This is a genomic window from Lentibacillus persicus, assembly GCF_900112705.1.
GTDB lineage: Bacteria > Bacillota > Bacilli > Bacillales > Amphibacillaceae > Lentibacillus > Lentibacillus persicus.
The window spans coordinates 74,298-95,681 of sequence record NZ_FOMR01000006.1; the positions used below are offsets into that span (position 1 = coordinate 74,298).

Sequence of the window (21,384 nt, forward strand, 5' to 3'; positions counted from 1 at the left end):
CATCATCTCAGCTATGTCTATGGTAGCACGAATTGCATCAAAATTATATTTATTAATCTTGTGTTTGTTTACTGTTATTTTTATTACAAGATTTGATCATCTATTATGAAAGAAATAGAAAAGAGCCCGCCTGAGCGAGCTCTTTCAGTTAGATTGGGAAATTAACCGATGGAACCTTCCATTTCCATTTTGATTAAACGGTTCATTTCAACGGCGTATTCCATTGGAAGTTCTTTCGTGAACGGTTCAATGAAGCCCATAACAATCATTTCTGTTGCTTCCTCTTCTCCCAGACCTCTGCTCATCAAGTAGAAGAGCTGTTCCTCGGATACTTTGGAAACTTTTGCTTCATGTTCCAATGAAATATTGTCATTATTGATTTCATTATATGGAATGGTATCGGATGTCGATTCATTATCCATAATTAACGTGTCACATTCAATATTTGAACGAGCACCAGTTGCCTTCCGTCCGAAATCAACAATTCCACGATAGGTTACTTTACCGCCCTGTTTTGAAATTGATTTGGAGACGATACTGGATGACGTGTTTGGTGCAAGGTGATGCATCTTCGCACCAGCGTCCTGATGCTGCCCGCGACCTGCAATTGCGATAGACAATGTGTGACCGCGCGCACCTTCGCCTCGCAACCAGATGGATGGATATTTCATTGTCAGCTTGGAGCCAATGTTGCCGTCAATCCATTCCATTGTAGCATTGGCATCTGCTGAAGCACGTTTCGTAACCAAGTTATAAACGTTGTTCGCCCAGTTTTGAATCGTTGTATAACGGCAGTAAGCATCTTTGTGAACATAGATTTCAACAACCGCACTGTGAAGGGAATTCGTTGTATAAACCGGCGCTGTACAGCCTTCCACATAATGCACCGATGAACCTTCATCAGCGATGATTAGTGTCCGTTCGAACTGCCCCATATTTTCCGAGTTTATACGGAAATAGGCTTGAAGTGGTGTTTTAGCTTCAACACCCTTTGGTACATAAATGAATGAGCCGCCGGACCATACAGCTGAATTCAGTGCTGCAAATTTGTTATCGGATGGCGGAATAACCTTACCGAAATATTTTTTGAACAGTTCCTCATTTTCTTTAAGGGCTGTATCAGTATCTTTGAAAATAATACCCAGCTCTTCAAGATCCTCTTTCAAGTTGTGGTAAACCACTTCTGATTCATACTGGGCGGATACACCGGCCAAGTACTTTTGCTCGGCTTCCGGGATACCCAATTTATCAAATGTTTGCTTGATTTCATCCGGTACCTCATCCCAGGTTCTCTCAGTTTTTTCAGATGGTTTAACATAATAGACAATTTCATCAAAGTCCAGTTCTGACAAATCACCGCCCCATTGCGGCATCGGTTTCTGATAAAACTTTTCCAAAGCTTTCAGACGATAGTCAAGCATCCACTGAGGTTCTTCTTTCATTCTTGAAATTTCTTCAACAATTTCACGTGTCAACCCTCTTCCGGAACGAAAAACCGAAACGTCTTTATCATGAAAGCCATATTTATACTCATCTAATTCTGGCATTTCTTTTGCCATGAATATACCTCCTTTAAAGTGTTCCTTCTACCATTGTTTCAAACGACTGCCTGTTATTCCTGAACACCTTTTTCCATTGCCTTCCAAGCCAGGGTTGCACATTTAATTCGCGCCGGGAATTGTGAAACGCCCTGCAGCGCTTCAACATCTCCCATATCCAGGTTTTCCGTGTCCACATCCTCGCCAAGCATCATTTCCGAAAATGCTTTCGACATGTTTAATGCGTCATCAAGCTTTTTCCCTTTGACTGCCTGGGTCATCATGGACGCCGATGACATGCTGATGGAGCACCCTTCGCCGGTAAACTTGGCATCCTGAACCACACCATCTTCTACCTGCAACTGAAGCTGGATTCTATCACCGCATGTCGGATTGTTCATGTCAACCGTCAGCGCGTCTCCTTCAACCGAACCCTTATTTCTCGGATTTTTGTAATGATCCATGATGACCTGTCTGTACAGTGTATCAAGGTTGTTAAAAGACATCGCCAAAATACTCCTTCGTTTTCAAAAGACTATCGACTAATCGATCAATGTCTTCCTCAGTGTTATATAAATAGAAACTTGCACGGGCTGTTGCGGTTACATCCAACCATTTCATTAGAGGTTGTGCACAATGGTGGCCGGCGCGAACGGCAACACCTTCTGCATCGAGAACTGTTGCTGTATCGTGCGGATGCACGTCTTCCAAATTAAATGTCACCAGCGCCGCTCGTTCTTCAGGACCATATATGCTGATGCCATCGATGCCGTTTAGCTTTTTCATGGCATAGTCGGCCAATTTTTGTTCATGGACTGTGATGTTATCCAACCCGACTTCATTTAAGAAGTCAATAGCAGCACCGAGGCCCACTGCGCCGGCTATAATCGGAGTTCCACCTTCAAATTTCCATGGTAAATCTTTCCAAGTAGCGTCATACAGATCAACGAAGTCAATCATTTCACCGCCGAATTCATACGGCTCCATCTTCTCAAGGAGTTCCTGCTTGCCGTAAAGCACACCAATGCCTGTCGGCGCACACATTTTATGGCCGGAAAATGTATAGAAATCACAATTAAGATCTTGAACATCAACCATCATGTGCGGAGCTCCCTGAGCACCGTCCACAACCATAACTGCACCATTCTGATGTGCTATTTCAGTTACTTCTTTAATCGGATTGATTGTACCCAGCACATTTGATACATGCGTCATAGCTACAAGTTTCGTGTTTTGAGTAACTGTTTCACGGACATCGTCCAATGAAATTGTGCCATCATTTTGCAATGGTATATAGTTTAACGTAGCCCCTGTTGCTTTGGCTGCCTGCTGCCAAGGGATCAGATTGCTGTGGTGCTCCATTGGTGTAATGACAATCTCATCGCCTTCTTTCAAGTTGGCACGTGCATAGCTATAAGCAATCGTGTTAATCGATGTCGTTGTGCCACGTGTAAAAATCACTTCTGCAGTACTTTTCGCATTAATGAATTTCCTGACTTTTTCCCGAGCGCCTTCATACTGATCTGTCGCTCTGGAACCCAATGTGTGAACACCGCGATGTACGTTGGAGTTATTCTCCCTGTAATAAGCATCAACGGCTTCAATGACTGAAGCAGGTTTCTGGGAAGTTGCCGATGAATCCAAGTAGACCAAGGGGTGCCCGTTTATTTCCTGATTTAATATCGGAAACTGCTCCCGAATGGCTGCTGCATCCATCAGTATACCTTCCTTTCAATAACCTGCCTCAGCTGATTTTTCACGGATTCAATCGGCAGTTGATTAACAACCGGTGCGAGGAATCCATGGATGACCAGACGCTCTGCCTCATGACGGCTGATGCCTCTGCTCATAAGGTAGTACATTTGCAGCGGATCAACACGTCCGACAGAGGCAGCATGCCCTGCTTCAACATCATCTTCGTCAATAAGCAATATCGGATTCGCATCACCGCGTGCTTTCTCACTTAGCATCAGGACACGTGATTCCTGCACGGCATTTGATTTTGATGCACCATGCTCAATTTTGCCAATGCCATTAAAGATAGCTCTTGCTTTCCCTTTCATGACACCATGCTGCAAAATGTGCCCCTCGGTAAATTTGCCAAAATGGACGATTTTCGATGTGAAGTTCTGGGATTGGCTGCCGCGGCCGACAGAGACCGTTTTAGCATTGGACCAGGAATTTTCTCCCACCAGATGTGTCACGTTTTCCGAAACCGTATTGCCATCGTTCATTTGGCCAAGCGCCCATTCAATGCGGGCATCACGGTACGTCACACCTCGTCGGTTGATATAAGTGGTTGTGCCTTCTGCAAAGTTATCAACACCGCCAAATGAAATTTGAGCATTATTGTTGGCAATCACTTCTGTAACGATATTAGCAACGGTTTCCTGTTCACGGTTTTGTGAGAAATAGTTCTCTACATATGTCAGTGAACTGTTATCATCCGCTACAACCAACACGTGATTGAACATTGAAGCTTCCGGGTCTTCCTGCCAGAAAATCACTTGCAGCGGTTCTTCAATCTGAACGTTTTTTGGAACGTAGACGAACACACCACCGTTCATTAATGCTGCATGCAGTGCAGTAAGACGATGTTCATCGACTGAAACAGCATCTTTCATATAATAGCGTTTAACCAAATCGCTATGCTCGCGCAGAGCTGTATGAATATCTGTGAAAATAACACCTTTATCTTTAAGTTCTTTTGCCAGCGCTTCATACGCAACTGAATGGTTGCGCTGAATCAGCAAATTTTCCTGGTCTTTCTTTTCATCCAGGAAGTCCAGTATTTCTTCAGGTAATTGATCCCGGGATGCAATCTTCTCGCCCTTGGCTGCGTCATGTTTAAAATTACTGAAATTCCATTTTGAAATATTTGTTTTATCAGGCTTAGGCATTTCCAGCGATTCAGCTTGGTCTAAAGCTTGAAGGCGTAATTCCCGCATCCAGTCTGGTTCATTTTTATCCTGTGAAAACTGGGTGATGTAATCTTTATCGTAAGGCAGTTTTGTTTCGACAGTCATGTTACCCCTCCTAGCTTTAAACTTCTTGCTCGACGTTTTCGTCTTCAATGCCTAGTTCTTGCTTAATCCAGTCATAACCTTCAGCTTCAAGACGCTTAGCCAATTCCGGTCCCCCGGACTTCACAACACGGCCTTGCATCATAACGTGGACTTTATCCGGCGTGATGTAATTCAGCAAACGCTGATAGTGTGTAATAATTAAGCAGCCGAATTGTTCATCACGTAATTTATTAATCCCTTTGGACACAACTTTCAATGCATCAATATCAAGTCCTGAGTCGATTTCATCAAGAATTGCTATCTCCGGTTTCAGCAGCATAAGCTGAAGAATTTCATTACGTTTTTTCTCACCGCCTGAAAAACCTTCGTTCAGGTAACGCTGCGCCATGTTTTTGTCAATTTCAAGGAAATCAAGCGCTTTATCCATTTCTTTGATGAATTTCATGAGTGGGATCTCATCGCCCTCTTCACGGCGAGCATTAATGGATGAACGCAGAAAATCGGACGTTGTAACACCGCTTATTTCACTCGGATATTGCATGCCGAGGAAGAGACCCGCTTTAGCACGTTCATCGACTTCCATTTCAAGAACCTCTTCACCATCGAGAAGAACGCTGCCCTCGGTTATTTCAAAGCTTGGATGGCCCATAATAGCTGAGGCAAGTGTTGATTTGCCTGTCCCGTTCGGTCCCATGACTGCATGGAATTCGCCACCGTTTATCGTAAGGTTGACACCATTTAATATTTTGTTACCTTCAATCTCGACGTGAAGGTTTTTAATCTCTAATGTTGAGCCTGCCATCTTGATACCTCCAATTACTGTTATTATGCTATTGTTGGAAATGGAAAATCTAAATCCCATTCTCAATCTATTCTCATTATAATCTTAAATCATTTCGAAAGTATTATCAACTCTCAACGGTTAATCGATAGTGTTTATTAAAGACTATATTATCTATGGGAGATTTATACTCACAGCTTATCGATAACTGTTTTTAAAAAGTTATCCTATTAAAAATATATAGTCACAAGGCTCTTTTCGTAAACGTTATTGCTTTGTAACTTCACAGTTTACATAAACTGCGAACTAGTTAGTGCCTCGTCCGCCGCTTCGGAAATACACTTGAATGCTTAAAGCCGCTCCGGCAATATACTTCGCTTTCCATGGGCACGGCCTCGGGCCAACACGATGTTGGTCACAAAGGCGTTGCCACAGGACGTGGCGTACTTAGCCTTTGAACCACACCGCTTTCTTGCGGGGTCTTCGGACACGTGCTGTTCCCATAGGAGTCTGCGTATATTGCCTGCGCTGGGAAGTGTTTACTGTTTCCATAGTAGTATAGGAGCAAACAAGCCTAGCGTAGGAAATACACGGAGACTCCAGCGGGAGCATAGGCATAGGTGAGACAACGAAGTGCCTTGGCACGAGTTGGCTCACCAGCCGCCCGCGGAAAGCGGAGTGTATTTCCGAAGCGGTGTCATAGAACTAACTGGAATCAGAAGGAAGAATTTTCACTGGTTCGCAGTTTACATCGAGTGCGGATCGGATAGCAACAATCTATGCGAAAAAGTCACTCACAAAAAGAACCCGGGCATTTACCCGGGCACTATACAGTTCATTATATCGATTGGGATTTTGTCATGTGCCATTCTTCATTTGCTTTTATTATTTTTAAGGCTTTCTCCATCTGCTGTTTCACGCTTTGTCTTCCCGTGCCGCCGTATGCTTTGCGCGCATCAACGACCGCTTCCGGGCTGAGGGCTTCAAAAATATCATTTTCGATTAAAGCTGAAAATGACTGAAGTTCATCAAGATTCAAATCCAAAATATATTTGCCTTCATTAATGCAATGCAGCACAATACTGCCTACTGCTTCGTGAGACTCCCTGAATGTCATCCCTTTTTCGGTCAGATAGTCAGCCAGATCAGTAGCGTTGGAATAGTCCTTTCTAACCGCCTGGTACATTGAATCATCCTTGACGTGCATTGTTTCAATCATTGGTGCAAATAACCTTAGTGCACCGCTTAATGTTTCAGCCGTATCAAACATGCCTTCTTTGTCTTCCTGCATATCTTTATTATAAGCGAGCGGCAAGCCTTTTAACATCGTAAGCATGCCGGTCAGATGACCAAACACACGACCTGTTTTTCCTCTGACAAGCTCAGGGACATCCGGATTTTTTTTCTGAGGCATCATGCTGCTGCCTGTCGAAAATGCATCATCCAGTTCAATAAAATTAAATTCTGCACTCGACCATTGTACCATTTCTTCACAGAGCCGCGATAAATGCATTGCAATCATAGAACCATTGGACAGAAACTCCACAACGAAGTCCCGGTCACTGACGGCATCAAGACTATTATCACAAACACCGTCAAAGTGCAGCTCCTCAGCTACAAAATTCCGGTCAATCGGAAAAGTCGTTCCAGCCAGCGCGCCCGCTCCAAGCGGCATTTGGTTAACCCGTTTCCAGCTGTCAGTCAGTCGTTCCACATCACGTTCGAACATAAACACATACGCGAGCATATGGTGGGCGAATAACACCGGCTGGGCCCGCTGAAGATGGGTGTATCCCGGCAGCACCGTGTTTTGATGAGTCTCTGCTTGCTTATAAAGCGCAAGCTGGACATTTTTGAGCAACTGCGTTAATTCCAAAATAACATCACGCAAATACAACCGCATATCCAATGCCACTTGATCATTTCGGCTTCGTCCGGTGTGCAGTTTCCCGCCGACTTGACCGATTTCATCCGTGAGCAACTTTTCAACATTCATATGAATATCTTCATGTTCCTCATGCAGCACAGCTTCCCCGTTCTCGATTTTATCCGCTACGGTATGCAACCCATCTATAATCATATCTGCATCGTTTGCTGGGATAACACTGCATTTTTTCAGCATCTTAACGTGTGCCAGACTGCCCTTGATATCATAGGAAGCCAGTTTCTTGTCAAATGTTATTGATGCGGTATACTCATCGACAAGTTGATTGGTTGATTTTGTAAAGCGACCGCCCCACAATTTCATTGGCTTAAAGCTTCCTTAACAGAAATATCTATTTGTGTATCTGTTTCAGTTTTACTGTTATTCTGATTAATGGACGAATGCATCTTCGTCGGCAGTCCCCACAATTTAATGAAGCCTAATGCCGCATCATGATCAAACGCATCATCGGCATTGTATGTTGCCAGATTGAAATCATACAGTGACTGGGCAGATTCGCGTCCAAGTGTATGAACGTGTCCCTTGTACAGCTTCATTTTGACAGTACCTGAGACGTATTGTTGTGTTTCTTTCACAAATGCTTTCAAAGCATCCGTTAATGGAGAATACCAGAGACCGTCATATACAGCTGTTGCAAACTGCTGCTCAACAGTCGGCTTAAAACGGGACGTTTCACGTGTCAATGTCAGTGATTCGAGTTCTTTATGAGCCGTTATTAATACAGATGCAGCCGGAGCTTCATAGATTTCTCTTGATTTTATGCCTACAAGACGATTTTCCACATGATCGATACGCCCAACACCATGTTTTCCGGCTATCTCATTTAAGGACAGAATCAGTTGATCCAGTTCCATTTCTTCTCCGTTCAGTGAAACCGGCTTGCCGTTTTTAAATGAAACGTCGACAACCTCTGGTTCGTCCAGTGCTTCAGTCGGGTCTTGTGTTAAATCATACGCGTCTTTCGGCGGCTCTGCCCAAGGATCTTCCAAAATGCCGCACTCATTGCTGCGTCCCCATAAATTTTCATCAATGCTGTATGGACTGTCGACACCAACCGGAACAGGGATATTGTGTTCTTTAGCAAACGCGAGTTCCTCTTCCCGGGACATCGACCATTCACGTACCGGTGCGACAACATCAAGTTCTGGATTCAAACCGGCAAACGCCACGTCAAACCGCACCTGGTCATTTCCTTTTCCTGTACAGCCATGAGCTACTGCCGTTGCCCCTTCTTTCTCAGCTACATCAACAAGCAATTTGGCGATAAGTGGTCTGGAAAGTGCTGAAATAAGCGGATATTTTCCTTCATATAATAAGTTAGCCTGTAGAGCGGGCAACACATATTCGTTGGCAAATAACGTTTTAGCATCCACCACATATGATTTTACCGCACCTACATCAAGCGCCTTCTGTTTAACAAAGTCGAGATCTTTACCTTCACCTACATCAATTGCCACTGCAATCACATCATAATTATATTTATCCTGGAGCCACTTAACCGCAACGGACGTGTCCAGACCTCCGGAATATGCCAATACAACTTTCTCTTTACTCATAGTAACCTCTCCTTATGTTGTCATTTTAAAAAGCAATTTCTTAATCAGTTAGCTCATCAGCGCTGCCATTAACGCTTTTTGAGCGTGTAGTCTATTTTCGGCCTGCTGAAAAACGACAGACTGTTCACCGTCAATGACATCTGCACTGACTTCCTCGCCGCGATGTGCGGGCAAACAATGCATGAATATAGCATCGTCTTTTGCTACTCCGAAAAGTGAGGTATTTACTTGAAAGCCAGCAAAATTCTTTTCACGATTGGCCGCCTCACTTTCCTGGCCCATACTTGCCCATACATCAGTATATATCACATCCGCATTGTCGGCAGCAGCTTTAGGATCTGATAATACTTCCAGCTGACTTCCGGTATTATCAGCAATGTCGAGTGCTTTCTGAACAATGGACGATTCCGGCGCATAATCATCTGGTACAGCAATACTCATATCCATCCCTGTAATCGCCGCCCCAATCATAAGCGAATGCGCCATATTATTGCCATCACCGATATATGCCATTTTTATATTATTCAGCTGGCCTTTTAGTTCAAGAATCGTTTGCAGGTCAGCAAGCACCTGACATGGGTGATACAAATCTGTAAGCCCATTTATAACGGGAATAGATGCATTCCCGGCGAACGTTTCAAGCGTATCATGGGAGAACGTTCTGATCATGATTCCATCGACATAGCCAGATAGTATTTTGGCGGTATCAGCCATTGACTCGCCTCTGCCAAGCTGCAACTCATCTGAACTTAAGAAAATGCCGGTGCCGCCCAATTGAAAAATGCCGGTCTCAAAAGATACACGCGTTCTCGTGGACGGTTTTTCAAATATCATCCCGAGCGTTTTTCCTTTTAATGGCTCAACGTGCGCCCCGGCTTTATGTTTTTGTTTTAATTCATCAGCCTTCTGAAGCAAATGCATTAATTCGTGCTGGCTGTAATCAGCAAGCTTTAAAAAATCCCGGCCTGTCAGTTTCTCATTTACAGCAAGGTCAGCTTCGGTTTTCATTTACATCACATGCTCCTTTCGCCCATCTAATGATTTGCTTGCGCTCAAGTAATCACTTATCGAAACAGGTGCCTCTTGGTTTTGCACTGCCCCGTGCAAGTAAGCCTGGAGTGTTTCAGCAGATGTCAAGCACGGTGTGTTAACCGCTAATGCAGTTATTCGCAGGTGCGTATGCACATCTTTTTTAAATGATTTCTGTGTGTCGCAAATTAATGAAAAATTAGTTTCTGCACAAAGAGCCGTTGCATCTTTAATATCTAATATATTGTCAGCAGGCACGCCTCTTTTACTGAGAAAAACGGCCGTATCGCTATCAGCAGCTATTTTCACTGATAGATGCGAAAGTATCGAAACAAGCTGATCTGATATTTCTTCCTCTCCACTTAATGACAAATAAATCTGCTTGTCAGAAGCTTGGTCCAAGCGACTGCCCTCAGCCCAGCCACAAGCTTTTGCCAACGCCTGACCTACTGTTTTCCCTAGACCTATAGCTTCACCGGTCGACTGCATTTCAGGTCCTGCATAAGGGTCGACACCAGATAACTTGGCGGTGGAAAAAACCGGCATCTTGACAGCGAAATAAGAAACATCGTCGTGTAAACCCAGTTTCGTTGATTGCTGCTGAAGCGGGTTACCCAACTGGACTTGAACAGCCAGGTCAATTAACGGAATGCCCGTTACTTTGCTTGCAATTGGGGCTGTCCGTGAAGCTCGCGGGTTAATTTCAAGGACGTACAATTCTTTTTCATCCTGGCTGAGCACGAATTGAATATTAACCATGCCGTGCAAATTTAATTCCTTTGATATGGCTTTTGTATATGACTCGACCAGCGCTTTATGCGACGCTGATAAATCGGGTGCCGGAAAAACAGCAATACTGTCTCCGGAGTGAACACCTGCCCGTTCAACATGCTGAAAAACACCTGGAATTAAAACGTCTTTCCCATCGCAGACTGCGTCTATCTCAAATTCCCGGCCAGGGATAAACGAATCAATTAACAGTGGAAAGACAGCTGTATCATTAGCCGCCTCATCCCGGCCTTTCAGATATGTCATCAACTCTGTTTCGTTATTTAAGATTTCCATCCCGCTTCCGCCAATGACATAAGATGGACGGACGAGCACCGGATAACCTATATCCCTTGCCGCAGCAACTGCTTCTTCAAGATTTGCTGCTGATTTTCCGGGTATATGCGGGATATCCAGTTTTTGCAGCATATGATAGAACATGTCGCGGTCTTCAACAGCATTAATACCAGTCAGTGATGTCCCATAAATTGGAACTCCCGCTTCGTGCAACGCCTCAACAAGGTTAATTGCTGTCTGACCGCCGAATTGCACCATAACCCCATCAGCCTGCTCATTTTGGACAACGGCTAAAACATCTTCCACAGTTAATGGTTCAAAGTATAGATGATCAGCAATATTATAGTCTGTACTGACCGTCTCCGGGTTATTGTTTATGACAACTGCACTGATGCCCTGCTCCTGCAAAGACATGGCCGCATGAACGGAACAATAATCAAATTCGATGCCCTGACCAACTCTGATAGGGCCTGCACCTAAGACAACAACCTTTTTCCCTTCTAGAGGCTTCGCTTCGTTAATACCGTTGTGGGTGCGATAATAGTACCCCAAATCTTTACCGTTCTTTGTTCGACTTGTATCAACCGATTTAAAAGATGGGGCAACATCCCTAGAAAAATCGTGGGTTGAAGTTGATTCTTTTTCAAAACTTGCTGTCAAAAGCCGATCTGATATTCCCATCGATTTGGCTTTATGCCATTCTTCCCGGTTGATGCTTTCCAAGTCTTTATGTTTGAGCGATTCTTCCATCGCTATAATCTTGTATATGCCGTTCAAAAAATAATGGGTAATCCCCGTTAATTCATGAATTTTTTCAATCGTATAACCTCTTCTGATTGCTTCCGCTGTAGCAAAAAGCCGCTCATCAGTCGGGTTGCTCAGCACTTCTACCATTTCGTCGGATGACCAATTTGGAAGTGTTGGAAAGTATTCAACACCCATATCAAGCGACCGGACCGCTTTATTTAAAGCTGCAGGAAAATTCTCCGCCAAAGCCATTACTTCACCGGTTGCCTTCATCTGTGTCCCTAGTTTCCTGTCAGCTGTTTTAAATTTATCAAATGGCCAGCGGGGGATTTTGACCGCAATATAATCCAGCGCCGGTTCAAATCCTTCGTATGAATTTCCGGTCATCGGATTGTTCAACTCATCCAGGTTCCAGCCCATTGCAATCTTCGCCGCCACACTGGCAATTGGATAACCTGTTGCTTTTGAAGCCAAAGCACTTGAGCGGCTCACCCGCGGATTCACTTCAATGATGACGTACTCATCTGTTTCAGGATGTAATGCAAACTGAATGTTGCACCCGCCAATGACACCAAGCTCTCTTATGACTTTAAACGAGGCACTTCGCAACAGCTCGTGCTGCTTTTCGGTTAATGTCTGCGAAGGCGCCACCACGATACTGTCACCAGTATGAACACCTGCAGGGTCGAAGTTCTCCATGTCACAAACGATAACACAATTGTCGCCCGCGTCCCTTATGACTTCAAATTCAATTTCCTTCCAGCCTTTAATGCTTTGTTCAACAAGCACTTGACCAACCGGGCTGACATTAATCCCATGCTGCACCATTGATGATAACGCATTTTTATTTTCAGCAACGCCGCCCCCAGCTCCGCCCAGTGTATACGCCGGTCTAATAATAATTGGAAAACCTGCTGAATTTGCGAATTGGACTGCATCCTCTGCCGAATGAACGGATAAACTTTCAGGAACCGGCTCGCCTATTTCTTTCATTGTTGACTTAAATATATCCCGGTCTTCACCCTTTTGAATTGTCTCTAAAGAGGTCCCAAGCAATTTAACATTAAATTGTTCCAGCACACCTGCTTCATATAGTGTAAGCGCCAGGTTCAGACCTGTCTGGCCGCCCAGCGTAGGTAATATACCATCAGGCCGTTCCTTTTTAATAATCGCGGCCAGTGATTCCGTCGTCAAAGGCTCCAAATATACCTGGTCAGCCATAGTATGATCAGTCATAATCGTTGCAGGGTTATTATTAACGAGGATAACCTCCACGCCTTCTTCTTTGAGCGCCAGGCATGCTTGCGTACCTGAATAATCAAACTCAGCTGCTTGACCAATAATTATAGGGCCTGATCCAACCACAAGAACTTTCTGGATTTGCTGTAATTTAGGCATAGGGCACCTTCCTTTTTTTAAAACGCGAGTATGAATGTCTTTGTATTATTATGCAATATAATTTATATTAATGCAATAGATGATCGTAACTTCTTTAAATTTTTTGTTTGAATTATCGGCTGCATTTCTCATAAAAAAACAATGCAACCCGTTATAACAGGCTGCACACTTTTGTTTATTAATTTATTTCTCTCACTTCATTTTCTAATCGTCCAATATGATCGATTTCAACGGTTACTTTATCACCATTTCCGACAAACTGCGGCGGGTTCATTCCCATACCGACTCCGTTTGGCGTACCGGTCATAATCAAATCTCCCGGTTTTAATGTCATAAGGGATGTGATGAATTCAATAAGAAACGGAATGTCAAAAATGAGCTGGTCAGTTGTGGCTGATTGTCTCTCTTCACCGTTTACAAACGAACGTATGGATAATTTGCCGGCGTCCGCCATTTCATCACGTGTCAAAACCCATGGACCAATTGGTGTTGATCTGTCCAACGTTTTTCCCTGAAGCCATTGCGGCGTTCGCTTTTGCAGATCACGGGCGGACATATCATTACCGATTGTGTATCCCGCAACATAATCCAGTGCCTGCTCTCTTTTAACACGCGATGCTTCACTTCCAATCACCAATGTCAGTTCTGCTTCGTAATCAAATTTCGTTACAAAATCCGGCTTTTCAATAGCGTCATCAGGCCCAACCAACGCATTGGCAAATTTTGCGAACAATACGGGATAGTCCGGTACGTCACTATCCATTTCTGCAGCATGGGCTGCATAGTTTTTCCCCACACAAATAATCTTTCCCGGTTCGGGGACGGGTGCTGACCTATGAACATCTTTTGCGTCAAAACTTATGTCGTCTAAATTGTTGGTTTCTGCATAGGTTTTGACGTTTTTAGCTTGGTCAATAACCTGCTGACCGGCTGCATAAAACTGCCTTGGATCAGCCGGGAATAATCGCTCTGCATTCAGGACTGCATTGTTCTCTGAGTTCATAAACTGCATTTTTTTCCAGGCCGCCTGAAGATCGATAATTTTATCATTGTGCGTAAAACCCATTCGATACGGTCCAGGGGTGCCCTTTTGTTTATAGCTAAGTAATCTCAAAATATGTACCTCCTATTAATGCGATGATTTATACATCTATTCTTATTCTACTAGAACTACAGGAGTCTTTGTACTTTTTTGAAACTTTCTGCCTCCGGGTTGTTAATTTAGCTGTCACAAAGGCTTTATTAAATTGGAGGATTATTCAATCTACAGCGATGTTTGCATAATCTATAGCGATTCTCAACCGAACTACAGCGATTTTCGCTTAATCTACAGCGATAATAATGCCATCTACAGCGATGCGCTATAGTCCACAGCTATTTTTCAAATACATGCCATACAAAAATCCGGCACCCTTCTAAAGAGTGCCGGATTTGTTATCACATTTAAATTTTATTCTCAATTTCTGCTAACATATGCTTACATTCCTCATATTCACGCTGTCGTCTTTTTTCAACTGCTATGCGGTTGTCCAAATTTCTTTCGTACTCCTCAAAGCCCATTTTGTGTGATTGTTGCATGGCTTTTTCCATTTCAGGAGTGTAATTCATTCTTATTCCACTATTAATAGGGAACCATCCTTTCGTTTGATTACGATATTAAGGATATCATACCGTCAATCAATAGAACAAAGCGCATTTGACAGCGTTAAACCGGAAAATATCATATATGAATTGCTGATAACCATTCAATTACTTTTCAGTTAATTATAGAGCTTATTTCTGCCGATTGCTGAGTTTTCCCTAACATTCGACTTAATTGGTTTTGCCATCCACCGGCACGATAGCGCCATCAAATTCTTCTTTAATAAAGGTTTGAATGTCATCCGAGTGAAGGACATCTACCAACGTATTGATCGCTTCGTTATCTTGATTTTCTGTTTTAACTGCAACGACGTTAACGTATGGTGATTCATCCCCTTCTAAAATCAGTGCGTCTTCTGTCGGTGTCAAATCTGCCCCAATGGCAAAGTTTGTATTAATGGCCACCAGTGTATTTTCTTCTGTCTCATAAAGATTAGGCAATGTGGCAGGATCATAATCATATGAGAACGTCAGATTTTTTGGGTTCTCCACAATATCATCTGTTGTGGCATCAACTGTATTGACGTCTTCTGCCAGTTTAATGAGACCTTCACTTTCAAGCAGTCCAAGAACGCGTCCATGGTCCGCAACAGAACGGCTCATTAATACTTCGGAGCCCTCCGGCACTTCCTCAATACTATTAAAATCCTTGGAGTAAATGCCCATCGGCTCAATGTGAATACCGCCAAGATGCGTGAAATCATAGCCAATATCTTCAATTTGTCCTTCAAGATATGGAATGTGCTGGAAGTAATTTGCATCAATTTCGCCATTTGACAAGTCTTCATTCGGCAAGACGTAATCCTGATACTCTTCAATTGTGAGAGTGATGCCTTCATCTTCAAGAATCGGTTTCGCTTCTTCCAGGATCTGGGCATGCGGTGTACTCGAGGCGCCGACTTTTATCTCGCTGCCGTCACCGCTTGTGGATCCCCCGCAAGCTGAAAGTAATACGACTGTTAATACTGATAAGAATGCTAAGATTTTCTTCATGTTTGTTTGCTCCTTTTCTTTATCTTTTATCTATTTTATTGGAGATGTAATCCCCGATAAATTGGAATAAAAATACGATTAGTACAATCAATACTGTACATACGAATACAACATCAAATTCACGGCGCTGAAACCCGAAGAAATAGGCGTAATTACCAAGTCCCCCTGCACCTATAACACCTGCCATCGCCGTATAACCAATCAAGTTGATCGCTGTGACGGTAATCCCTGATACCAGCGCCGGCATCGATTCCGGCAGCAATACCCGGAATATAATGGTTCTGGTTTTAGCACCCATTGATTTAGCCGCTTCAATAACACCTTTATCCACTTCTTTAAGCGCTATTTCAACGAGCCGGCCATAAAATGGTGCAGACCCAATAATTAACGCTGGCAGAGCTGCATTTGGCCCCCGTATCGTACCAATTAAAAAATCAGTAAACGGGAACAGCAGTAGAATTAAAATAATAAACGGGATGGCCCTGAATATGTTGACGATCGATGCAACAATCATATTTAAGAACTTATTCTGCCAGATGCCGCCTTTCATAGTCAGATACAGCAGCAACCCGAGTAAAATTCCGAAAATAAACGTTCCGATTAAAGAGAAAATCGTCATATAAAACGTTTCATAGGTTGCTACCCATAAATTCTGCATTTCAATGTTCGGGAATAGACTATTCCACATTCCGGAGCACCTCCACTTCAACGGAGGTTTCTTCCGTTATATAAGCTATGGCGCTGTCAATTTCAGCCTTTTCACCGTCTATTTGAACGAATAACGTGCCATAAGCGCCTTGCTGCATTTGTGTAATTTTCCCCTGTAAAATATTGATGTCAATGTCGAACAACTTGGCTACCTGGCTGATAAGCGCCTGATTAGCTGATTCACCAATAAAATGCAGCTTGACTATTTTACCACTGTCATATCGATTAACCAGCTCATCAACATCACCATGCTCTTCGCTCGTTCCCATTACCTGTTCAACGAATTTTTGGGTAACCTGTTGTTTCGGATGACGAAACACATTCAGTACATCGCCCTGTTCCACAATTTTTCCTTCCTCCATTACTGCAACCTGATTACAAATTTTACGAATGACGTGCATTTCGTGGGTAATAAGGATAATTGTTAAGTCCAGCTTTGCATTAATGTCAACAAGCAGATCAAGGATGGAATTAGTCGTTTCAGGATCAAGCGCTGATGTTGCTTCATCACACAGCAGAACTTTTGGTCTGTTTGCAAGTGCTCGGGCGATACCAACCCGCTGTTTCTGACCGCCGCTTAACTGGGATGGGTAAGCATCTTCCCTTCCTGTCAATCCAACAAGATTGATCAGTTCCTGCACACGTTTGTCACGTTCCTGCTTTGCAACGCCCGATATTTCCAAAGGAAAAGCAATGTTGTCTTTAACGGTCCGGGACCAAAGCAGGTTAAAATGCTGAAAAATCATGCCAATTTCCTGGCGTGTGAGGCGCAGCTGGTTTGAGTTTAATGCCGTAATATCCTGATTGTCGATAGTGACTTGTCCGGCGGATGGTTCTTCCAGTCTGTTCAAAAGTCTTACAAATGTGCTTTTGCCGGCCCCGCTGTAACCGATAACACCGAATATCTCACCTTCTTTAATATCAAGGGTTAAATCATCGACAGCCGTTATACGGTTGCTTGGTGTTGCGAACGTTTTTGTCAAACCCTTTATGGATATCAAGATTATCCTCCTTCATTGATGTCTGATAGATATCGAAATAAGTACTTTATCGTATTGTTTCCCTCAACTGTTCTTACTTGCATTTAACCTGAAAAAACAGAGCACCAAAACTAAAAAACGTCTTCCTGTAAGAGAACAGAAAGACGCATGCATATATCATCTTCACGTTCCCTTATCTGCCAAAGCATTTGCTTTGCAGGAATTGGCACCTTTCAAATACGAATCATTTGAGGTTGCCGCGGTTTCATAAGGCCAGACCCTCCACCGCTCTGGATAAGAGTTATTAATTTATTCGTTTTTAATCAATAAAAGAATCTTAGCACGCTTTATTTTACATGTCAATATTAACTCTTGGCAAAAAGCTCAGGCTTATATTCCATTAGATAACTATATATATTGCCAATTGACCTAAATGCATATACCTTATCCTTAATTTCACCATTTTCTTTTATCAGCAGACAAGGGACACTTTCTATCTTATAGTCCTGCATAAACGTCGGATTGATTGATGCATTCATTTCATAGAAAATATCCTGCTGATGAACGGATTCAATTTTATCGAGCATTGAACGGGCTAACGAACACGTACCACAGAATGGCGTATAGATATATAGTAAATAACGGTCCTTTTCATATATTTCATTTGATATTTCCTGCAAAGTATCACCCTAAATCAGAAAAATCGGATTAACCTCAATTCGACTTCCTGCAAGCTCAGCAGCAAGGATGTTCTCTGGTGTCGTCGCAACCTCACGATAATCGCTGCTCACAAAAATATGCCTTGCATGCGGAAGTTCCCGCGAAAGCTGGTGGCGCAGTCTGATGCCGGGGCTGTCTTCATCCACCAAAATGTATACATCCCGATTATCTAAATCATAATTGTAGAGCAGCTCATCAAATTTTTCGACACCAAGTGTACCATTTGTACAAATAATCTCTGCATTTTCAGCGATCACTTTTTTTATCTGCCTTTTATCAGTTAATCCTTCAACAATGATAACTTTTTCATTGTACTCTGTCATCCAAATTGCACTCCTTGGGGAAACAGTTATATTCAGCAATTAAAGCGAACGGTCCTTTAAGCTTAATAATCAGCTACTAAAAAAGCTGACTTTACTCATTTGAGTGAGTCAGCTTTCAAAGACGATTAATCTTTCTTCACAGCTTCTTCATACTGTTCGGCAGATAGTAATTGATCGACATCTGATGGATTGGTCGGTTCTACAACAACAAGCCATGCTTTTTCATAAGGTGATTCATTAACATATTCGGGGCTGTCCTCAAGTTCCTCATTAACCTCAACGACCGTTCCATTGATGGGTGCATACAGCTCGGAAACCGTCTTGACAGACTCAACACTGCCAAATGGTTCGTCAGCTTCAAGTTCGTCACCAACTTCAGGTAATTCGACAAACACAATATCCCCAAGTTCGTCCTGGGCAAAATCTGTAATCCCGATTCTTACTTTTCCATCTTCCTTTTTCACCCATTCGTGTTCTTCGGTATAATATAAATCTTTTGGTAAGCTCATCAGTATCCCTCCATAAATTCATTACACTTCTATAGGTTGTTCAAAAACTTCTACCACAACTATACTAGGCAGTTTATCAATTTTCTAGTATTTTATTCCGGGTTCTTTCAACAGGTGCATGTAACCAATGTGTTTTATTTATTAAGCCACGTTTCATTGAATGTTTCTTCTTTGAACCCTAATGTCACATCCTGGCCGTCAGTGACAATTGGCCGCTTAATCAGCATGCCATCTGAAGCCAGCCATTCTGCCATTTCGTCAGTGCTTGCATCTTTAATTTTTTCTTTCATGTTTTGCTCGCGATACTTCTTTCCGCTTGTGTTGAAAAACTTTTTAGGCGGCATACCACTTTTCGAAATAAAATCGAGCAGCTGATGTTTTGTAGGAGGATTTTCCACTATATGTATGCTTTCATAATCAATATCATGAGCATCGAACCATTTTTTTGCTTTTTGACATGTGCCGCATTTCGGGTACCAGTAAAATGTTACAGCCATAGACATCGCTCCCAACTTTAATTGTTGGATTTATTATAGCAGAGATAGCGGTAATATGCGAGATGATGGGGTATTAAAAAAGCTCCCCTTCATACAGGGAGCTCCTTTGCTTCGGGTCAATCAGACAACATATTTTTCTTCAGCAATTATTTTTTCTGCAATTTCTCGTTTTTTGGTAATCACATTGACCGGTGTGTGGCGCGTCAGTTTACGCAGAGATGACAGCATCATGCGCAAATTATCCCCTTCTTCGACAGCGATAAGTGATTCTTTGGCATCGGCTTCCACCCGGTTAAATGCTTCCTGCACATACACTTGGGTATAGAGAAGCTTCTGCTCGTGTTTATCCTCACCGTCTTTATTTATCGCTTTTTCGGTTCTTAAAATTGCCGCTTCCATGTTATAAACCTCATTGACCATATCAGCGAGATTAACAAGAATTTCCTGTTCGTTCTCAAGTTTCTGCTGATATTTCTGTGCAGCAAGACCGGCTCCAAGTAAAATCATTTTCTTAACATTTTTCAGTAAATATTTTTCCTGTTCTAATGTGGCATCGCCAACTTCTTCCGGCATCATCATCATCAATTCTTCCTGCAAGGTTTGCGCTTGCTGCAGAAGCGGTAGTTCACCTTTCATCGCTTTTTTCATCAGTGTTCCCGGCACAATCAGCCGATTAATTTCATTCGTGCCTTCGAAAATACGATTGATTCGTGAATCGCGATACATGCGTGCAACTTCATATTCTTCCATGAAGCCATAGCCGCCGTGCAGCTGCACCGCTTCGTCAATGACGTAATCCATGCACTCTGTAGCTGAGAATTTATTCAGCGAACACTCAATTTGATACTCGGCAATAGCTTTAGCTACTTCCCTGCCATCTTCCAGCTGTTCATCAGTCAACGAACCCATTCGCTGCTCAAACAACCCAACCGTCCGGTAAACAGCACTTTCGTTGGCGTAAGTGTCCGCAGCCATTGTAGCGAGTTTTTCTTTGGTGAGTGAAAAGCTGGAAATAGCTGTATTAAACTGTTTGCGCTCATTGACATATTTTGTTGCAACTTCAAGAGCCCGTTTGGCCCCGCCGACACCGCCCATTGCAAGTTTATAGCGGCCTACATTCAAAATGTTAAAAGCAATCTTGTGCCCTTTTCCTTTTTCACCGAGCAAATTTTCGACCGGTACTTCAGCATCTTCCAAAATTAATGTACGGGTTGATGACGCTTTGATACCCATTTTATTTTCTTCAGGGCCTGTGGAAACACCAGGGAAATCACGTTCTACAATAAACGCAGTGAATTTGTCGCCATCAACCTGTGCATACACGATAAACACGTCAGCAAATGCCGAGTTCGTAATCCATTGTTTTTCCCCGTTTAAAATATAATGTGTCCCTGCATCATTCAATTTTGCATTTGTTTTTCCGCTCATAGCATCAGATCCGGCGCTGGGCTCGGTCAGTGCATATGCCGCAATTTTCTCACCCGTGGCCAGTTCCGGCAGATACTTCTGTTTTTGTTCTTCATTCCCGAAGAAAACAATAGGAAGTGTGCCGATACCGACATGCCCGCCGTGTGTAATTGAAAAACCTCCGCCCCGGGCAAACTTTTCCGTGATGATAGCCGAACTGATTTTATCCAAATCAACGCCGCCATACTCTTCCGGAATATCGGCCCCCAGCAAACCGAGTTCACCGGCCTTTTTCAATAGATTAACAGAATGTTCAAATTCATGGTTTTCCAAGTTGTCAATTCTCGGTATAACTTCACCTTCAATAAAATCATCGGTTGTTTTGCCGATCATTTTATGTTCTTCAGTAAAATCTTCGGGCGTAATAATATCCTCTGCTTGCAAATCCTCGGTTAAAAAACTGCCGCCTTTAAATAACTTTTCTTTTGTTTCACTCATACCAATCGTCCCTTTCCATTTTG

At 43.0% G+C, this 21,384-nt stretch carries 19 protein-coding genes and 1 riboswitch; all 19 genes read right to left on the minus strand.

Translation table 11 applies throughout. The features are described from left to right. Nucleotides 1-161 precede the first annotated feature (161 nt). The 19 genes from sufB to BMZ22_RS09405 all read right to left on the minus strand — a co-directional run bounded on the left by sufB (nucleotide 162) and on the right by BMZ22_RS09405 (nucleotide 21,361). On the minus strand, nucleotides 162-1,559 hold the full coding sequence (sufB, locus tag BMZ22_RS09320; protein WP_090084766.1) for a Fe-S cluster assembly protein SufB: 1,398 nt from the start codon (nucleotides 1,557-1,559) through the stop codon (nucleotides 162-164). Between the two features lie 53 nt (nucleotides 1,560-1,612). Then, on the minus strand, nucleotides 1,613-2,044 hold the full coding sequence (gene sufU, locus BMZ22_RS09325; RefSeq protein WP_090084769.1) for a Fe-S cluster assembly sulfur transfer protein SufU: 432 nt from the start codon (nucleotides 2,042-2,044) through the stop codon (nucleotides 1,613-1,615). Continuing rightward, nucleotides 2,034-3,254: a cysteine desulfurase gene (locus BMZ22_RS09330; protein WP_090084771.1), complete on the minus strand. Its 1,221-nt coding sequence runs from the start codon at nucleotides 3,252-3,254 to the stop codon at nucleotides 2,034-2,036. Before BMZ22_RS09330 ends, sufU begins: the two co-directional genes overlap by 11 nt. Continuing rightward, nucleotides 3,254-4,564: a Fe-S cluster assembly protein SufD gene (gene sufD / locus BMZ22_RS09335; protein ID WP_090084773.1), complete on the minus strand. Its 1,311-nt coding sequence runs from the start codon at nucleotides 4,562-4,564 to the stop codon at nucleotides 3,254-3,256. The genes BMZ22_RS09330 and sufD overlap by 1 nt, the downstream gene beginning before the upstream one ends. A 16-nt stretch (nucleotides 4,565-4,580) precedes the next feature. After that, nucleotides 4,581-5,366: a Fe-S cluster assembly ATPase SufC gene (gene sufC, locus BMZ22_RS09340; protein ID WP_090084775.1), complete on the minus strand. Its 786-nt coding sequence runs from the start codon at nucleotides 5,364-5,366 to the stop codon at nucleotides 4,581-4,583. 817 nt (nucleotides 5,367-6,183) lie between these two features. After that, complete coding sequence (gene argH / locus BMZ22_RS09345; protein ID WP_090084778.1) at nucleotides 6,184-7,593, minus strand: argininosuccinate lyase; 1,410 nt, start codon at nucleotides 7,591-7,593, stop codon at nucleotides 6,184-6,186. After that, a complete protein-coding gene (locus tag BMZ22_RS09350; protein WP_090084780.1) occupies nucleotides 7,590-8,846 on the minus strand; it encodes an argininosuccinate synthase in 1,257 nt (418 codons plus the stop codon). Before BMZ22_RS09350 ends, argH begins: the two co-directional genes overlap by 4 nt. Before the next feature lie 48 nt (nucleotides 8,847-8,894). After that, nucleotides 8,895-9,854 (minus strand): ornithine carbamoyltransferase, encoded by a 960-nt coding sequence (gene argF / locus BMZ22_RS09355; protein WP_090084782.1) that lies wholly within the window; start codon nucleotides 9,852-9,854, stop codon nucleotides 8,895-8,897. After that, a complete protein-coding gene (gene carB / locus BMZ22_RS09360; RefSeq protein ID WP_090084784.1) occupies nucleotides 9,855-13,085 on the minus strand; it encodes a carbamoyl-phosphate synthase (glutamine-hydrolyzing) large subunit in 3,231 nt (1,076 codons plus the stop codon). Between the two features lie 178 nt (nucleotides 13,086-13,263). Further along, entirely contained in the window at nucleotides 13,264-14,199 is a 936-nt protein-coding gene (locus BMZ22_RS09365; protein WP_090084787.1) for a fumarylacetoacetate hydrolase family protein, read from the minus strand. Nucleotides 14,200-14,528: 329 nt separating this feature from the next. Beyond that, on the minus strand, nucleotides 14,529-14,675 hold the full coding sequence (locus BMZ22_RS16925) for a YuzK family famiily protein (protein ID WP_218144043.1): 147 nt from the start codon (nucleotides 14,673-14,675) through the stop codon (nucleotides 14,529-14,531). A 222-nt stretch (nucleotides 14,676-14,897) separates the two neighbouring features. Beyond that, nucleotides 14,898-15,719: a MetQ/NlpA family ABC transporter substrate-binding protein gene (locus tag BMZ22_RS09370; protein WP_090084789.1), complete on the minus strand. Its 822-nt coding sequence runs from the start codon at nucleotides 15,717-15,719 to the stop codon at nucleotides 14,898-14,900. 19 nt (nucleotides 15,720-15,738) lie between these two features. Then, nucleotides 15,739-16,407, minus strand: a complete 669-nt coding sequence (locus tag BMZ22_RS09375) for a methionine ABC transporter permease (RefSeq protein ID WP_090084791.1) — start codon at nucleotides 16,405-16,407, stop codon at nucleotides 15,739-15,741. Then, nucleotides 16,397-17,428, minus strand: a complete 1,032-nt coding sequence (locus BMZ22_RS09380) for a methionine ABC transporter ATP-binding protein (RefSeq protein WP_090084793.1) — start codon at nucleotides 17,426-17,428, stop codon at nucleotides 16,397-16,399. Before BMZ22_RS09380 ends, BMZ22_RS09375 begins: the two co-directional genes overlap by 11 nt. 169 nt (nucleotides 17,429-17,597) lie before the next feature. After that, a riboswitch (SAM riboswitch) is annotated at nucleotides 17,598-17,708 on the minus strand. A 64-nt stretch (nucleotides 17,709-17,772) separates the two neighbouring features. Next, complete coding sequence (locus BMZ22_RS09385) at nucleotides 17,773-18,087, minus strand: thioredoxin family protein (RefSeq protein ID WP_090084795.1); 315 nt, start codon at nucleotides 18,085-18,087, stop codon at nucleotides 17,773-17,775. A gap of 9 nt (nucleotides 18,088-18,096) precedes the next feature. Then, entirely contained in the window at nucleotides 18,097-18,450 is a 354-nt protein-coding gene (locus BMZ22_RS09390; RefSeq protein ID WP_090084797.1) for a toprim domain-containing protein, read from the minus strand. Nucleotides 18,451-18,575: 125 nt separating this feature from the next. Then, nucleotides 18,576-18,959, minus strand: a complete 384-nt coding sequence (gcvH, locus tag BMZ22_RS09395) for a glycine cleavage system protein GcvH (RefSeq protein WP_090084799.1) — start codon at nucleotides 18,957-18,959, stop codon at nucleotides 18,576-18,578. A 134-nt stretch (nucleotides 18,960-19,093) separates the two neighbouring features. Then, entirely contained in the window at nucleotides 19,094-19,456 is a 363-nt protein-coding gene (locus BMZ22_RS09400) for an arsenate reductase family protein (protein ID WP_090084801.1), read from the minus strand. A 120-nt stretch (nucleotides 19,457-19,576) separates the two neighbouring features. Next, nucleotides 19,577-21,361 carry an acyl-CoA dehydrogenase family protein gene (locus BMZ22_RS09405; protein WP_090085056.1) on the minus strand — a complete coding sequence of 595 codons (1,785 nt, stop codon included), beginning with the start codon at nucleotides 21,359-21,361 and terminating at the stop codon, nucleotides 19,577-19,579. Nucleotides 21,362-21,384: the final 23 nt, after the last annotated feature.

Excerpts from the sequence above, each read along its gene's own strand:
- sufB (WP_090084766.1), bottom strand. The coding sequence starts at position 1,559 with ATGGCAAAAGAAATGCCAGAATTAGATGAGTATAAATATGGCTTTCAT.
- sufU (WP_090084769.1), bottom strand. The coding sequence starts at position 2,044 with ATGTCTTTTAACAACCTTGATACACTGTACAGACAGGTCATCATGGAT.
- BMZ22_RS09330 (WP_090084771.1), bottom strand. The coding sequence starts at position 3,254 with ATGGATGCAGCAGCCATTCGGGAGCAGTTTCCGATATTAAATCAGGAA.
- sufD (WP_090084773.1), bottom strand. The coding sequence starts at position 4,564 with ATGACTGTCGAAACAAAACTGCCTTACGATAAAGATTACATCACCCAG.
- sufC (WP_090084775.1), bottom strand. The coding sequence starts at position 5,366 with ATGGCAGGCTCAACATTAGAGATTAAAAACCTTCACGTCGAGATTGAA.
- argH (WP_090084778.1), bottom strand. The coding sequence starts at position 7,593 with ATGAAATTGTGGGGCGGTCGCTTTACAAAATCAACCAATCAACTTGTC.
- BMZ22_RS09350 (WP_090084780.1), bottom strand. The coding sequence starts at position 8,846 with ATGAGTAAAGAGAAAGTTGTATTGGCATATTCCGGAGGTCTGGACACG.
- argF (WP_090084782.1), bottom strand. The coding sequence starts at position 9,854 with ATGAAAACCGAAGCTGACCTTGCTGTAAATGAGAAACTGACAGGCCGG.
- carB (WP_090084784.1), bottom strand. The coding sequence starts at position 13,085 with ATGCCTAAATTACAGCAAATCCAGAAAGTTCTTGTGGTTGGATCAGGC.
- BMZ22_RS16925 (WP_218144043.1), bottom strand. The coding sequence starts at position 14,675 with ATGGAAAAAGCCATGCAACAATCACACAAAATGGGCTTTGAGGAGTAC.
- BMZ22_RS09370 (WP_090084789.1), bottom strand. The coding sequence starts at position 15,719 with ATGAAGAAAATCTTAGCATTCTTATCAGTATTAACAGTCGTATTACTT.
- BMZ22_RS09375 (WP_090084791.1), bottom strand. The coding sequence starts at position 16,407 with ATGTGGAATAGTCTATTCCCGAACATTGAAATGCAGAATTTATGGGTA.
- BMZ22_RS09390 (WP_090084797.1), bottom strand. The coding sequence starts at position 18,450 with ATGACAGAGTACAATGAAAAAGTTATCATTGTTGAAGGATTAACTGAT.
- gcvH (WP_090084799.1), bottom strand. The coding sequence starts at position 18,959 with ATGAGCTTACCAAAAGATTTATATTATACCGAAGAACACGAATGGGTG.
- BMZ22_RS09400 (WP_090084801.1), bottom strand. The coding sequence starts at position 19,456 with ATGGCTGTAACATTTTACTGGTACCCGAAATGCGGCACATGTCAAAAA.
- BMZ22_RS09405 (WP_090085056.1), bottom strand. The coding sequence starts at position 21,361 with ATGAGTGAAACAAAAGAAAAGTTATTTAAAGGCGGCAGTTTTTTAACC.